The organism is Pseudomonas arsenicoxydans (genome assembly GCF_900103875.1).
In the GTDB taxonomy this organism is placed as follows: domain Bacteria; phylum Pseudomonadota; class Gammaproteobacteria; order Pseudomonadales; family Pseudomonadaceae; genus Aquipseudomonas; species Aquipseudomonas arsenicoxydans.
Genome location: NZ_LT629705.1, coordinates 616,361 through 632,311, shown reverse-complemented (window position 1 = coordinate 632,311; position 15,951 = coordinate 616,361). Strand labels below are relative to the sequence as shown.

At 59.8% G+C, this 15,951-nt stretch carries 10 protein-coding genes; 9 read left to right on the top strand and 1 reads right to left on the bottom strand.

What is annotated here, in order from left to right:
* Positions 1-127: 127 nt before the first annotated feature.
* Complete coding sequence (locus tag BLQ41_RS02785; RefSeq protein ID WP_408003504.1) at positions 128-2,569, bottom strand: penicillin-binding protein 1A; 2,442 nt, start codon at positions 2,567-2,569, stop codon at positions 128-130.
* Between the two features lie 217 nt (positions 2,570-2,786).
* Here BLQ41_RS02785 and BLQ41_RS02780 point away from each other — a divergent pair, with 217 nt between their 5' ends.
* From BLQ41_RS02780 to gltB, 9 genes are all read left to right on the top strand, one after another.
* Positions 2,787-3,851: a pilus assembly protein PilM gene (locus BLQ41_RS02780; RefSeq protein WP_090176584.1), complete on the top strand. Its 1,065-nt coding sequence runs from the start codon at positions 2,787-2,789 to the stop codon at positions 3,849-3,851.
* Entirely contained in the window at positions 3,851-4,417 is a 567-nt protein-coding gene (locus tag BLQ41_RS02775; RefSeq protein WP_090176582.1) for a PilN domain-containing protein, read from the top strand. The genes BLQ41_RS02780 and BLQ41_RS02775 overlap by 1 nt, the downstream gene beginning before the upstream one ends.
* Positions 4,414-5,037 (top strand): type 4a pilus biogenesis protein PilO, encoded by a 624-nt coding sequence (gene pilO, locus BLQ41_RS02770; protein ID WP_090176580.1) that lies wholly within the window; start codon positions 4,414-4,416, stop codon positions 5,035-5,037. Before BLQ41_RS02775 ends, pilO begins: the two co-directional genes overlap by 4 nt.
* Positions 5,034-5,561, top strand: coding sequence for a pilus assembly protein PilP (locus tag BLQ41_RS02765; protein ID WP_090176576.1), 528 nt, complete (start codon positions 5,034-5,036; stop codon positions 5,559-5,561). The genes pilO and BLQ41_RS02765 overlap by 4 nt, the downstream gene beginning before the upstream one ends.
* Positions 5,562-5,574: 13 nt before the next feature.
* Positions 5,575-7,653, top strand: a complete 2,079-nt coding sequence (gene pilQ / locus BLQ41_RS02760) for a type IV pilus secretin PilQ (protein ID WP_090176573.1) — start codon at positions 5,575-5,577, stop codon at positions 7,651-7,653.
* A gap of 4 nt (positions 7,654-7,657) precedes the next feature.
* Positions 7,658-8,176 (top strand): shikimate kinase AroK, encoded by a 519-nt coding sequence (aroK, locus tag BLQ41_RS02755; protein WP_027922095.1) that lies wholly within the window; start codon positions 7,658-7,660, stop codon positions 8,174-8,176.
* 150 nt (positions 8,177-8,326) lie between these two features.
* A complete protein-coding gene (gene aroB, locus BLQ41_RS02750; protein WP_090176571.1) occupies positions 8,327-9,427 on the top strand; it encodes a 3-dehydroquinate synthase in 1,101 nt (366 codons plus the stop codon).
* A gap of 10 nt (positions 9,428-9,437) precedes the next feature.
* A complete protein-coding gene (locus tag BLQ41_RS02745) occupies positions 9,438-11,045 on the top strand; it encodes an AAA family ATPase (RefSeq protein ID WP_090176569.1) in 1,608 nt (535 codons plus the stop codon).
* Between the two features lie 350 nt (positions 11,046-11,395).
* Positions 11,396-15,844: a glutamate synthase large subunit gene (gene gltB / locus BLQ41_RS02735; RefSeq protein WP_090176566.1), complete on the top strand. Its 4,449-nt coding sequence runs from the start codon at positions 11,396-11,398 to the stop codon at positions 15,842-15,844.
* Positions 15,845-15,951: the final 107 nt, after the last annotated feature.

Sequence of the window (15,951 nt, the reverse complement as noted above, 5' to 3'; positions counted from 1 at the left end):
AAAAACCCAGCCAAGTGCTGGGTTTTTTTATGGGCTTCTAGTGGCAAGCTACAAGCTGCAAGTTGAAGCGTGCGCATGGCGTTTGCTTTTACTTGTGGCTTGCAGCTTAAAGCTTGCTGCTGCTTCTCTAGAACAAATCGATCGGCGCCGCCTCATCCGCTGGCAGCGGGCTGCCCGGCGCTGTGCCGTTACCCAGCTCATTCACCGACGGCGGCGTGTCTTCGGCCTTGAACAGTTCGAAGTAGGCCCCTGGCGTCCCAGGGCTGGCCGCACGGCCGCTGACCGGGTCAACCCGCAGGCTGAGAATGCCTTCGGGCTCCGGTTGCGTATGGGGTGGCTTATCTTTAAGGGCTGCCGCCATGTAGTTCATCCAGATCGGCAGCGCCACGGTGCCGCCGAACTCGCGCTTGCCCAGGCTTTCCGGCTGATCGAACCCGGTCCAGACAGTGGTTACGTAGTCGGCGTTGTAGCCCGAGAACCACGCATCCTTGGATTCGTTGGTGGTCCCGGTCTTGCCCGCGATGTCGCTACGGCCCAAAGCCAGGGCGCGGCGGCCGGTACCCAGTTTGATCACGTCCTCAAGCATGCTGTTGAGGATGTACGTGGTGCGGCCATCGATGATGCGTTCAGCCACCGCAGGCGTTTGTGGCGTCGTGCCTGGCGCGGCCGCAGCCTCGCCCGGGGTCTGGTTGACCGTAAACGTCTGCGCGACCGGTGCGGCGATACCGCTGGTGGCTGCGCCGCCCTGAGGCACGCTCGGCGGATTGGCAACGAACAGGGTGTCACCGTTGCGGCTTTCGATTTTATCGATGATGTACGGACTGATCTTGTAGCCGCCGTTGGCGAAAGTGCTCCAGCCGGTGGCGATTTCCATCGGCGTCAGGGTCGCGGTGCCCAGCGCCAGCGACAGGTTGCGCGGCAGGTCCTGTTTGTTGAAGCCGAATTTGCTGATGTAGTCGATGGTGCGATCAACGCCCAGCGCCTGCACCAGGCGAATCGAGACTAGGTTACGCGATTTGTACAGGCCTTCACGCAGGCGAATCGGGCCGAGGAAGGTATTGGTGTCGTTCTTCGGACGCCAGACCTTGTCCAGGTACTCGTCGACAAACACGATCGGCGCATCGTTGACCAGGCTGGCGGCGGTGTAGCCGTTATCCAGTGCGGCGCTGTAGACGAATGGCTTGAAGCTCGAACCCGGCTGACGCTTGGCCTGCATGGCACGGTTGTAGTTGCTCTGCTCGAAGGCAAAACCACCGACCAGCGAGCGGATGGCGCCGTTCTGCGGGTCAAGCGACACCAGCGCACCTTGCGCTTGCGGGATCTGGCTGAATTTCAGCGAATTGTCCGGCTGGCGCTGAACGCGGATCAGATCACCGACCTGTGCCACATCCGACGGTTGTTTCGGATTGGCGCCCATGCTGTTGGTGTTCAAGAACGGACGCGCCCACTTCATGCTGTCCCAGCCGACGTGTTCGTCACCGGTGCGGGTCATCACTTGCAGGCCGTTCTTGTCGACTTGCGTGACGATCGCAGGCTCGAGGGTGCTGATGGTGCGCTGTTTAGTCAGCTCGACTGCCCAGGCTTCGCGAGTCTTGCCCGGCAGGCGCGACTCGGGACCGCGATAGCCGTGACGCTGGTCGTAGGTCATCAAGCCTTCGTGGACCGCCGTGTTGGCCATTTCCTGCAAATTGCTCGGCACCGTCGTGGTGACGCGGAAGCCTTCGGTGTACGCGTCGCTGCCATAGCGACCGACCATTTCGGCACGGGCCATTTCAGCGATGTAGGGCGCGTTCACTTCAGGGGTCGGCACGTGGTAGCTGGCGTTCAGCGGTTCATTGATCGCGGTGGTGTAGTCGGCTTCGGTGATTTTCCCGAGCTTGTACATGCGTCCAAGAATCCAGTCGCGACGCTCCTTGCTGCGAGCCGGGTTGGCCAGCGGGTTGAAGCGCGAAGGGGCTTTGGGCAGGCCGGCGATCATTGCCATTTGCGCCAGGCTGACGTCACGAATCGACTTGCCGTAGTAAACCTGCGCAGCGGCTTCGATGCCGTAGGCGCGGTTACCCAGATAGATTTTGTTGACGTACAGCTCGAGGATCTCGTCCTTGGTCAACTGCCGTTCGATCTGCAGGGCCAGGAGGATTTCAGTGGTTTTACGCGAGAAACTGCGTTCGCTGGTCAGGAAGAAGTTCTTTGCGACCTGCATGGTGATGGTGCTGCCGCCGGACTGGATGTGTCCGCTTTTAACCAGTTGTGTCGCTGCGCGCATCAGGCTGCTAGGGTCGACGCCGTAGTGGTTGGCGAAATTGTCGTCTTCAGCACTTAGTAACGCATTGATGAAATTGGGGGGAATGTCGGCGAAACGGATCGGCGTGCGGCGCATTTCGCCAAATTCGGCGATCAACTTGTTGTCGCTGCTGTAAACCCGCAACGGAATCTGCAACTGGATGCTTCTCAGAGCCTCCACGGACGGCAATCCCGGACTAAGGTAAAGAAACGCGCCGCTCAGACCGAGGAGCAGTCCGCAGAAAACGGCGACGATGGACCAACCGAAAAATTTCAGCAGACGAATCAAGGCTTTGGGATATCCAGGGCAAAGAATGAATTAGGCAACAGGGTTCAGATAACAGGGAACGACCCGAGCTTGCAGTAAAAACCGGAAAAAATCGCTCGGCATTATAAGCATTTTTCCGTCGAGAGCGTCATTTGCGCTGCTGTCAAGACGGGTGGTTTGAACGCAATGGATATTACAGAGTCCGTAAGACACGGATTGTCATAGGGAATTGGTAGTGCTAGGACTCTTCAACAAGAAAGCCAATACGCTTCTGGGGATCGACATCAGCTCCACGTCGGTGAAGCTATTAGAGCTTAGTCGCCAAGGCGACCGTTATCGGGTTGAAGCCTATGCGGTCGAACCGTTGCCCGCCAACGCCGTGGTCGAAAAAAATATCGCCGAGCTCGAAGGGGTGGGGCAGGCACTCGCGCGCGTGCTCGCAAAGGCCAAGACCAGTCTCAGGAACGTTGCCGTGGCCGTCGCCGGCTCGGCCGTCATCACCAAGACCATCGAGATGGACGCCGGTCTTTCCGACGACGAGATGGAAAACCAGCTAAAGATTGAAGCGGATCAATACATTCCCTACCCGTTGGATGAAGTCGCCATCGACTTCGAAGTCCAGGGTGCGTCGGTGCGTAACCCCGAGCGGGTCAATGTGCTGTTGGCGGCCTGTCGCAAGGAAAACGTCGAAGTGCGTGAAGCGGCCCTGGCCCTCGCCGGCCTGACCGCTCGCGTGGTGGACGTCGAGGCCTACGCGCTGGAGCGTTCCTTTTCATTGCTGGCAACCCATCTGGCCGCCTCTCAGGAGCGTTTGACGGTGGCGGTGGTCGACATCGGCGCGACCATGACCACTCTCAGCGTCCTGCATAACGGACGGATCATCTACACCCGCGAACAATTGTTCGGCGGTCGCCAGCTCACGGAGGAAATCCAGCGCCGTTATGGCCTGACCCTTGAGCAGGCAGGACTGGCGAAAAAGCAGGGCGGATTGCCGGACGACTACGTCAGCGAAGTCTTGCAGCCTTTTCGCGATGCGCTGGTGCAGCAGGTTTCCCGTTCACTGCAGTTCTTTTTCGCCTCCGGTCAGTACAACGCGGTCGATCACATCCTGCTGGCCGGTGGTACCGCGTCGGTCCCGGGGCTTGACCGGTTGATCGAACAACGGCTGGGTACGCCGACCCAAGTGGCCAATCCGTTCGCCGACATGGCGCTAAGCAGCAAGGTCAATGCGGGTGCACTGGCGAGCGATGCGCCGGCCTTGATGATCGCCTGTGGACTGGCCCTCAGGAGTTTCGACTGATGGCACGGATCAACCTTTTACCCTGGCGCGAGGAGCTGCGCGAAGCACGCCGCAAACGCTTCTTACTGGCGCTGGTCGGCGTTTTGGCAGGTTCCGTGGGTGCGGTACTCATTGCTGACCAGATCATCAGCGGTGCCATTGACCGGCAAGTGGCCCGTAACGATTACATCGGCAAGCAGATTGGCGTGGTCGACGAGCGGATCAAGCAGATCAGCGACCTGAAGTCCCGTCGCCAGCAACTGGTGGAGCGCATGCGCATTATCCAGGACCTGCAAGGCAACCGTCCCATCAGTGGGCGGATTTTCGACCAGCTGGCGCGCACGCTGCCGGACGGGGTGTATTTCACCGAAGTGAAAATGGTCGGAAAAACCTTATCGATCACCGGCGCTGCGGAGTCCAACAATCGCGTGTCGGACCTGATGCGCAACCTGGACGCCTCGGATTGGTTCGACGCGCCCAGCCTCACAGAGGTCAAGGCGACCACCGCCGGTCAGCTGGATCAGGCCAATATTTTTCAGTTGACCGTCCATCAGACGCAGCCCGCCGTTGTGGAGGAAGGTAAATGAGCCCTTCTGAATGGTTCGAAGGGCTGCGCAAGATCGACATCAACGATCTGGACACCAACAACATGGGCTCCTGGCCACCCGCGATCAAGGCGCTGGCGGGGGGGCTGCTGATGGTTCTGGTGCTGGCGCTGGGCTACTCCTTTTACCTCAGCGATCTGGAAGATCAATTGGCACTCAAGCGCGAAGAGGAATCGACCCTCAAGGAGCAATTCGCGACCAAGGCCCGCATGGCGGCAAACCTGGAGCTGTACACCCAGCAGATGAAGGAGATGGAGAACTCATTCGGCGTATTGTTGCGGCAATTGCCCAGCGACACCGAAGTGCCAGGTTTGCTTGAAGACATTACCCGTACAGGGTTGGGCAGCGGGCTGGAGTTCGAAGAGATCAAATTGCTGCCGGAGGTTACGCAGCAGTTCTACATCGAGTTACCGATCCAGATCACCGTGACCGGTGCCTATCATGACCTGGCGACGTTTGTCAGTGGCGTGGCCGGGTTGCCGCGAATCGTTACGCTGCATGATTTCGATCTCGCGCCGGTCGACCCCGAGAGCGGTCCGAAACTGCGCATGAGCATTCTTGCCAAGACCTATCGCTACAACGACAAGGGGCTGCAGAAATGAGCCCGGCTCGTTGTTTCTCGATGGCGATGTTGTTCGCTGGCCTGGCGGGGTGCGGTAACGCCAACGACGTCAGTGACCTCGATGCCTACATGAATGAAGTGCGCCTCAGGCCGCCCGGCAAGATTGAACCAACGCCGACATTCCGGTCTTACCCCACATTCACGTACAACGCTGCCAACCTGCGCAGCCCGTTTTCGCGACAGGTCAGGGTTGATCTGGCGGGCCAGAAGCATGGCTCGCGCAACGTCAAACCCGACCCCAACCGCACCAAGCAATACCTCGAAGGCTTCAACATCGAGCAGTTTGAAATGGTCGGCACGATCTCCAATGCGACCGGCTCCTTTGCGCTGTTGCGCGGGGCGGGCGGCGTGCATCGGCTTAAGGTCGGCGATTATCTGGGGCGTAACGATGGACGGATCGTCGCCATCAGCAGCTCACAAGTCGATGTGGTCGAAATCGTGCCCGACGGCCAAGGTGCCTGGCTGGAACGACCGCGGACCATCCCTTTGAAAGAGCACTCATAGTGGAACTCGAACAATGAACAGGATTTTCTCAACCGTCGGTATCACGCTATGGATAGCGTTGTTGTCGCCGATGGTACAAGCGGCCAACCTCAAGGCGCTGGATGTCGCCGCGCTGCCGGGTGATCGCGTCGAGTTGAAATTGTCTTTCGATGGGCCGCCACCAGAGCCCCACGGATACACGACCGAGTCGCCTGCGCGAATCGCATTGGATCTGCCTGGCGTGGTCAATCAGCTGACGAGCAAGAATCGCGATCTGGGCGGAGGCAATGCGCGCAGCGCGACGGTGGTGGAGGCCAACGATCGTACGCGGCTGATCATCAACCTGACCCAGCTGACCCCGTATAACGCCCGGGTCGAAGGCAACAAGCTGATTGTGGTGATCGGTCAGGGGAACAGTGCCAAGGCACCTCGGCCGCCGGCCAGTGCGCCCCGCGTTGCGACGGCAAAGCCCGCCCCGGTGAAAGCCTATGTACCCACCAGCAAAACCATCCGCGGTGTGGACTTCCAGCGCGGCACCCAGGGTGAAGGCAATGTGGTGATCGACTTGTCGGATCCTTCTATCGCCCCGGATATCCAGGAGCGCGACGGCAAGATCATCCTTGGTTTCGCCAGGACCCAATTGCCTGAACCGTTGCGCGTGCGTCTGGACGTCAAGGATTTCGCCACGCCGGTTCAATTCGTCAACGCCAGTGCCACGGGCGATCGGGCCACGATCAGCATCGAGCCCAGCGGAGCGTTCGATTATTCGACCTACCAGACCGACAACAAGCTGACGGTCAGTATTCGGCCAATGACCGTCGACGACCTGCAAAAGCGCAACGCCGAGCGTTTTGCCTATACCGGTGAAAAGCTCTCGCTGAATTTTCAGGACATCGATGTGCGCTCGGTGCTGCAGTTGATCGCCGATTTCACCAACCTCAACCTGGTTGCCAGTGACACCGTGCAGGGCGGCATTACCTTGCGTTTGCAAAACGTCCCCTGGGATCAGGCGTTGGATCTGGTGCTGAAAACCAAAGGCCTCGACAAGCGCAAGATCGGCAACGTCCTGCTGGTGGCGCCGGCCGATGAAATCGCCGCTCGCGAACGCCAGGAGCTGGAATCGCAGAAGCAGATCTCCGACCTCGCGCCGCTGCGTCGGGAGTTGCTGCAGGTCAATTACGCCAAGGCTGCCGACATCGCCAAACTGTTCACTTCGGTAACCAGTGCCGAAGCGAAAGCCGACGAGCGGGGGTCCATCACGGTCGATGAGCGGACCAACAACATCATCGCCTACCAGACCCAGGACCGCCTCGACGAGCTTCGCCGGATCGTCGCGCAACTGGATATCCCGGTGCGCCAAGTGATGATCGAGGCGCGAATCGTCGAAGCCAACGTCGACTACGACAAAAGCCTCGGCGTGCGCTGGGGCGGTTCGGCCCAGAACAAGGGCAACTGGAACGCGTCCGGGGTGAGTGGCTCCTCGACGACCGTAGGTACACCGGGCAGCACCAGCACCAACTCGCCGTTTGTCGACTTGGGTGCAGCCGGCAATACCTCGGGGATCGGCATCGCTTTCATCACCGACAATGTGTTGCTGGACCTGGAGCTGACGGCGATGGAGAAGACCGGTAACGGCGAAATCGTCTCGCAACCGAAGGTGGTCACGTCCGACAAGGAAACCGCGAAAATCCTCAAGGGCACCGAGATCCCCTATCAGGAAGCCAGTTCCAGTGGCGCGACTTCGGTGTCTTTCAAGGAGGCCTCCCTGTCGCTTGAAGTGACGCCGCAGATCACCCCGGACAACCGCATCATCATGGAGGTCAAGGTCACCAAGGATGAGCCGGACTACCTGAACAAAGTCCAGGATGTGCCGCCGATCAAGAAAAACGAAGTCAATGCCAAGGTGTTGGTCAACGACGGCGAGACCATCGTGATCGGTGGAGTTTTCTCAAATACTCAGAGCAAGGTTGTAGATAAGGTGCCATTTCTCGGTGATGTGCCGTATCTTGGCCGCCTTTTCCGGCGTGACGTGGTTTCGGAGAAAAAATCCGAGCTGCTGGTATTTCTCACTCCGCGTATCATGAATAACCAGGCGATTGCTGTGAGTCATTGATTCTGTGCGAAATTTGATTCTTGTTGGACCGATGGGGGCTGGAAAAAGCACCATCGGCCGGTTGCTGGCCAAAGAGCTGCGCCTGCCGTTCAAAGATTCCGATAAGGAAATTGAATTGCGCACGGGTGCCAATATCCCGTGGATTTTTGATAAAGAAGGCGAGCCGGGCTTCCGTGACCGCGAGCAGGCGATGATTGCCGAGCTGTGTGGCTGCGACGGCGTGGTATTGGCGACCGGTGGTGGCGCGGTGATGCGCGAAGCCAATCGTCGGGCACTGCATGCCGGTGGTCGGGTGGTTTATCTGCATGCCTCCGTCGAGCAGCAGGTCGGCCGCACTGCCCGCGATCGCAATCGGCCGCTGTTGCGTACAGCCGACCCGGCCAAGACCCTTCGGGATTTGCTGGCGATCCGCGACCCCCTTTATCGGGAAATCGCCGACCTGGTGGTGGAAACGGATGAGCGGCCGCCGCGAATGGTGGTGCTCGACATTCTCGAGCGCTTGCAGCAGCTACCTCCCCGTTAATGCCCGGCGCGAAATGCGCTATCCTCGGCGTCCTGTCACGACCGCTCAAGGTTGTGGCGGATGGCCGCCAAACGGCGTCATACCGACAGGCATCGTGGACATTCGTTAATTCAAGGCAGGACGCCTGATTCATCTTCACTGTGGGGACACATGCAGACACTCAAGGTCGACTTAGGCGAGCGCAGCTACCCGATTCATATTGGCGAAGGTTTGTTGGATCAGCCTGAGCTGCTGGCCCCGCACATCCGCGGACGGCAAGTAGCGATCATCTCCAACGAGACCGTTGCGCCGCTCTATCTGGAGCGTCTGACCCGCAGCCTCGCGCAATTCTCGGTCATCTCCGTGGTGCTGCCAGACGGCGAGGCCTTCAAGACCTGGGAAACCCTGCAACTGATTTTCGACGGCCTGCTGACCGCACGGCACGATCGACGCACCACGGTGATCGCCCTCGGTGGTGGCGTGATTGGTGATATGGCCGGTTTTGCCGCAGCCTGTTACCAGCGTGGCGTCGACTTCATCCAGGTTCCGACCACATTGCTGTCGCAAGTCGACTCCTCGGTGGGCGGCAAGACCGGGATCAACCATCCGCTGGGCAAAAACATGGTCGGTGCGTTTTATCAGCCGAACGTGGTGCTGATCGATACCGCCACCCTCAATACCCTGCCGCCCCGCGAACTTTCTGCCGGGCTGGCGGAAGTCATCAAGTACGGGCTGATCTGCGATGAGCCGTTCCTGACCTGGCTCGAAGAAAACGTCGATCGACTGCGCGCCCTGGATCAGGTGGCCCTGACGTATGCCATCGAGCGCTCTTGCGCGGCCAAGGCTGCAGTGGTCGGTGCCGACGAGAAGGAAACCGGCGTTCGTGCCACTTTGAACCTGGGTCACACCTTCGGCCACGCTATCGAAACTCATATGGGCTATGGTGTCTGGCTGCATGGCGAGGCTGTGGCTGCTGGCACCGTAATGGCGTTGGAAATGTCTGCGCGCCTGGGCTGGATCACCGAGCAGGAACGTGATCGCGGTATTCGCCTGTTCCAGCGCGCCGGATTGCCGGTCATCCCGCCTGAAGAGATGACCGAAGCCGATTTTCTCGAACACATGGCAATTGACAAGAAAGTGATCGACGGTCGTTTGCGCCTGGTGCTGCTGCGCCACATGGGCGAAGCGGTGGTGACCGACGATTATCCGAAAGAGGTTTTACAGGCCACGCTGGGAGCGGATTACCGCGCCCTGGCTCAGCTTAAAGGTTAATAAGATCCCGATGACTAGTTTGCATGCCGACGAGGCTTTCCTCGGCCATTACCAGTTAAGCCATGACCCTTTTGCTCCACGGGTGCCTGGTTTCAAATTCTTCCCGGCCCAGCGCAAACCGGTGCTGGGACAACTGCATCACCTGGCGCGTTACAGCCAGTTGCTGCTAGTGGTCACCGGCCCGCAAGGCAGTGGCAAGACCCTGTTGCGTCAGGCGCTGGTGGCCAGCACCAACAAACAATCGGTGCAGAGCGTGGTGGTTTCCGCCCGTGGCGCCGGTGATGCGGCTGGTGTGCTGCGTCAGGTGGCTCAGGCCCTGAACGTCGAACAGGCTGAAATCGGCGCGATCCTGTCTCAAGTGGTGCAGTTGGCGCTGACAGGGCAGGAAGTCTATTTGCTGGTGGATGACGCCGAGCAGCTCGACGAGTCCGCACTGGAAGCCTTGCTGGCGCTCGCCGCTGGCGCGCCGGAAGGTCGGCCGCACGTGTTCCTGTTCGGTGAGTCCTCGCTGATTGCTCAACTTGATGCGCTAAGCCTTGAGGAAGAGCGTTTCCACGTCATCGAATTGCAGCCATACACTGAAGAAGAAACTCGCGAATATCTTGACCAGCGCCTTGAAGGCGCCGGCCGGGGCATCGAACTTTTTACCGCAGATCAGATCTCTGATATTCACGAAAGCTCCGACGGTTGGCCTGGCAATATCAACCAGGTCGCCCGCGATGCAATGATCGAAGCCATGATTGCCAGCCGCTCAGCGGTCAAGCGTCCAAGTATGGGGTTCAACATGCCGAAGAAACACGTATTGGCGATATCCGCCGTCGTCGTGGTCGCGGTAGCCGCCGCCTGGTTGATGCCAGGTCGCAGCAAAGCACCGACCACTGGCGCTCCTGCCAACGAACAGGCGCAATTGCCGCTCGGCCAGGGCGCGCCAAAACCCAATAGCGGCGGTGCACCATCCGTCGAATTCGCCGGTAACACACAACCGATGCCATTGCCGCTGGTCGGCAACTCGCAACCGGTCATGCGCGGTCCGTTGGCCGAAGCGGCTGGCGGTATCACGGAAGGTGACGACGGCGTGCCGGTGGAAGGTTCCAGCGCTAAACCGCCTACCGTGACCACCACTGCGCCGCCTGCGGGTATCCAGCCTGGTCCTGCACCAACGCCTGCCGCCAAACCGACTCCTGCGCCGACTCAGGTGGCGACAGCCAAGCCGGTCCCGACCGCGCCTGCCGTGAAGCCGGCTCCAGCGCCTGCCAAGCCAGCCGCCGTGGCTACCGCCAAACCTGCAGAGAAACCTGCCGAGAAGCCCGCAGCTGCAGCGAAAGGCGCCGGTGGCACCTGGTACGCCGGGCAGCCGACCAGCAACTACGTGGTGCAGATTCTCGGTACCAGCTCTGAAACGGCCGCGCAAAACTTCGTGAAAGAGCAGGGCGGCGAGTACCGTTATTTCAAGAAAGTCCTCAACGGCAAACCGCTTTACGTCATCACCTACGGTAACTTCGCCAACCGCGATGCAGCCGTTACCGCCATCAAGGCCTTGCCAGCGAAGGTTCAGGCTGGTAAACCTTGGCCTCGCACTGTCGCCAGCGTCCAACAGGAACTGGCAACAACTCGCTGAAGATTCGGCGGCCTTACCCAGGCCGCCTCTCCAAGCACCTCAAAATTTCTACAAGCGCATGCCGTCTCTACAGACCGCGTGCCTTGTGGTGTCTGCGTCATAGTGGTCTTTGAGTCGTTGCGGTCAAAATTAAAAAAGTTTTGACTAGCACAGCATATCGCTTTAAACCTTTCACAAATGCGACATAGATTTGCGACAGTTCGTCGTCAAATTTGTGAGCCTCTGTGTCGGTGTGTACAATGACCTCCCTTTTGCCCCCGCAAAGCTGACGTTCGTTCGGCGCGGATGGTAAGCGGTTGAATTGAAAAGAAATTTGCCTCGTTGAGAGGCAGCCTGGTGAGAAAGTGTCTATGAAAGCAGGTCTGTACCAACCAGATGAATTCAAGGATAACTGCGGTTTCGGCCTGATAGCCCATATGCAGGGCGAGCCCAGTCATACCCTTTTGCAAACGGCCATCGAGGCCCTGACCTGCATGACCCACCGCGGTGGGATCAACGCCGACGGCAAGACCGGTGACGGTTGCGGTCTGCTGATTCAAAAGCCGGACGTGTTCCTGCGAGCCATCGCCCAGGAAACCTTCGGCGTCGAACTGCCCAAGCAATATGCCGTGGGCATGGTCTTCTTCAACCAGGACCCGGTCAAAGCCGAAGCCGCTCGCGAGAACATGAACCGCGAGATCCTGGCTGCGGGCCTGACCCTCGTCGGCTGGCGCAAAGTGCCGATCGACACCAGTGTCCTCGGCCGCCTGGCCCTCGAGCGTCTGCCGCAGATCGAACAAGTGTTCATCGGTGGTGAAGGCCTGAGCGATCAGGACATGGCGATCAAGCTGTTCAGTTCCCGTCGTCGCTCGTCCGTGGCCAACGCCGCCGACGTCGATCACTACATCTGCAGCTTTTCCCACAAGACCATCATTTATAAAGGCCTGATGATGCCGGCGGACTTGACCGCCTTCTATCCAGACCTGAGCGACCAGCGCCTGCAAACCGCGATCTGCGTGTTCCACCAGCGCTTCTCCACCAACACCCTGCCGAAATGGCCGTTGGCTCAACCGTTCCGCTTCCTGGCGCACAACGGCGAGATCAACACCATCACCGGCAACCGCAACTGGGCCGTGGCCCGTCGCACCAAGTTCGCCAACGACCTGATGCCCGATCTCGAAGAGCTCGGCCCGCTGGTCAACCGCGTCGGTTCCGACTCCTCCAGCATGGACAACATGCTCGAGCTGATGGTCACCGGTGGCATCGACCTGTTCCGTGGCGTGCGGATGATCATTCCGCCAGCGTGGCAGAACGTCGAAACCATGGACCCGGATCTGCGGGCGTTCTACGAATACAACTCGATGCACATGGAACCGTGGGACGGCCCGGCCGGCGTGGTAATGACCGACGGTCGCTACGCGGTGTGCCTGCTCGACCGTAACGGTCTGCGTCCGGCGCGTTGGGTCACCACCAAGAACGGTTTCATCACCCTGGCTTCGGAAATCGGTGTCTGGAACTACCAGCCTGAAGACGTGATCGCCAAGGGCCGCGTAGGTCCGGGCCAGATCTTTGCCGTGGACACCGAAACCGGTCAGATCCTCGACACCGACGCCATCGACAACCGCTTGAAGTCCCGTCATCCGTACAAGCAATGGCTGCGCAAGAACGCTCTGCGCATCCAGGCGACCATGGAAGACAACGACCACGGTTCGGCTTTCTACGACGTCGATCAGCTCAAGCAGTACATGAAGATGTATCAGGTCACGTTCGAAGAACGCGATCAGGTGCTGCGTCCGCTCGGCGAGCAGGGCTACGAAGCCGTGGGCTCGATGGGCGACGATACGCCGATGGCCGTGCTGTCCCAGCGCGTGCGCACGCCGTACGACTATTTCCGCCAGCAGTTCGCGCAGGTCACCAACCCGCCGATCGATCCGCTGCGTGAAGCCATCGTCATGTCGCTGGAAATCTGCCTCGGTGCCGAGCGCAACATTTTCCAGGAGTCGCCGGAACACGCCTCGCGAGTGATCCTCAGCTCGCCGGTCATTTCCCCGGCCAAGTGGCGCTCGCTGATGAACCTCGATCGTCCGGGCTTCGAACGCCAGATCATCGACCTCAACTACGATGAAAGCGTCGGCCTCGAAGCGGCCATCCGCAACGTCGCCGATCAGGCTGAAGAAGCCGTGCGTTCCGGTCGTACCCAGGTTGTGCTGAGTGATCGTCACATTGCTCCGGGCAAACTGCCGATCCACGCTTCGCTCGCCACCGGCGCGGTGCATCACCGCCTGACCGAAAAAGGCCTGCGTTGCGACTCCAACATCCTCGTGGAAACCGCTACCGCTCGCGACCCGCATCACTTCGCGGTATTGATCGGTTTCGGCGCCTCGGCGGTCTATCCGTTCCTGGCCTACGAAGTGCTGGGCGACCTGATCCGCACCGGTGAAGTGCTGGGCGACCTCTATGAGGTGTTCAAGAACTACCGCAAAGGCATCACCAAAGGCCTGTTGAAGATCCTGTCGAAGATGGGCATCTCGACCATCACCTCGTATCGCGGTGCGCAGCTGTTTGAAGCCATCGGCCTGTCCGAAGAAGTTTGCGAACTGAGCTTCCGTGGCGTGCCAAGCCGTATCAAGGGCGCGCGTTTCGTCGACATCGAAGCCGAACAGAAAGCCCTCGCTGCCGAAGCCTGGAGCCCGCGCAAGCCAATCCAGCAAGGTGGTCTGCTGAAGTTCGTCCACGGTGGCGAATATCACGCTTACAACCCGGATGTGGTCAACACCCTGCAAGCCGCTGTGCAGCAGGGCGACTACGGCAAGTTCAAGGAATACACGGCGCTGGTGGACAACCGTCCGGTGTCGATGATCCGCGACATGTTCAAGGTGAAGACCCTGGACACACCGCTGGACATCAGCGAGATCGAACCGCTGGAATCGGTGCTCAAACGCTTCGACTCCGCCGGTATCTCCCTCGGTGCGCTGTCGCCTGAAGCCCACGAAGCCCTGGCCGAAGCCATGAACCGCCTCGGTGCGCGTTCCAACTCCGGCGAAGGCGGTGAAGACCCGGCGCGCTACGGCACCATCAAGAGCTCGAAAATCAAGCAGGTCGCGACTGGCCGTTTCGGGGTGACCCCGGAATACCTGGTCAACGCTGAAGTGCTGCAGATCAAGGTCGCTCAGGGCGCCAAGCCTGGCGAAGGTGGTCAGTTGCCGGGCGGCAAAGTTAACGGTCTGATCGCCAAGCTGCGTTACGCAGTGCCGGGCGTGACCCTGATTTCGCCACCGCCGCACCACGACATCTATTCGATCGAAGACTTGTCGCAGCTGATTTTCGACCTGAAACAAGTCAACCCGAAGGCCCTGGTCTCGGTGAAGCTGGTAGCAGAAGCGGGCGTCGGCACCATCGCCGCCGGTGTGGCCAAAGCCTACGCGGACTTGATCACCATTTCCGGCTACGACGGTGGCACCGGTGCATCGCCGCTGACCTCGATCAAATACGCGGGCGCTCCGTGGGAGCTCGGCCTGGCCGAAACCCACCAGACCCTGCGCGGCAACGACCTGCGCGGCAAAGTCCGGGTGCAGACCGACGGCGGCCTGAAAACCGGCCTCGACGTGATCAAGGCGGCCATCCTCGGCGCTGAAAGCTTCGGCTTCGGCACCGCGCCGATGATTGCGCTGGGCTGCAAATACCTGCGCATCTGCCACCTGAACAACTGCGCCACCGGCGTCGCGACTCAGAACGAGAAGCTGCGCAAGGATCACTACATCGGCACCGTCGACATGGTGGTGAATTTCTTCACCTACGTCGCCGAAGAAACCCGTGAGTGGCTGGCCAAGCTGGGCGTGCGCTCCCTCGAAGAGCTGATCGGTCGTACCGATCTGCTGGAAATCCTCGAAGGTCAGACCGCCAAGCAGCAACACCTGGACCTGACCCCGTTGCTGGGCAGCGATCACATCCCGGCAGACAAACCTCAGTTCTGCCAGGTCGACCGCAACCCGCCGTTCGACAAAGGCCTGCTGGCCGAGAAAATGGTCGACATGGCCACTTCGGCCATCAACGACATGAGCGGCGCCGATTTCGCGCTGGATATCTGCAACTGCGACCGTTCGATCGGCGCTCGGATCTCCGGTGAAATCGCTCGCAAACACGGCAACCAAGGCATGGCGAACGCGCCGATCACCTTCCGCTTCAAAGGGACGGCCGGTCAGAGCTTCGGCGTGTGGAACGCCGGTGGCCTGAACATGTACCTGGAAGGCGACGCCAACGACTACGTCGGCAAAGGCATGACCGGCGGCAAACTGGTCATCGTTCCGCCGAAAGGCAGCGTCTACAAGACTCAGGACAGTGCCATCATCGGCAACACCTGCCTCTATGGCGCTACCGGTGGCAAGCTGTTCGCCGCCGGCACCGCGGGTGAGCGTTTTGCGGTACGTAACTCCGGTGCCCACACGGTTGTGGAAGGCACTGGCGATCACTGCTGCGAGTACATGACCGGTGGTTTCGTCTGCGTTCTGGGCAAGACCGGTTACAACTTCGGCTCAGGCATGACTGGCGGTTTCGCCTACGTGCTCGACCAGGACAACACCTTCGTTGACCGGGTCAACCACGAACTGGTGGAAATCCAGCGGATCAGCGGTGAGGCGATGGAAGCCTACCGCAGCCACTTGCAACGCGTGCTGAACGAATACGTCGAGGAAACCGACAGCGAGTGGGGTCGTAACCTCGCTGAAAACCTCGATGACTATTTGCGTCGTTTCTGGCTCGTCAAACCGAAGGCAGCGAGTCTGAAATCTCTGCTCTCGAGTACTCGTGCGAGTCCGCAATAAACGACGCAGCTGCAAGCGGCAAGCTTCAAGCAGCAAGCTTGAGGCCGTGCGCGGTGTGGCGGATTAATTTGATTTTCTTGCAGCTCGAAGCTTGTAGCTTGGAGCTG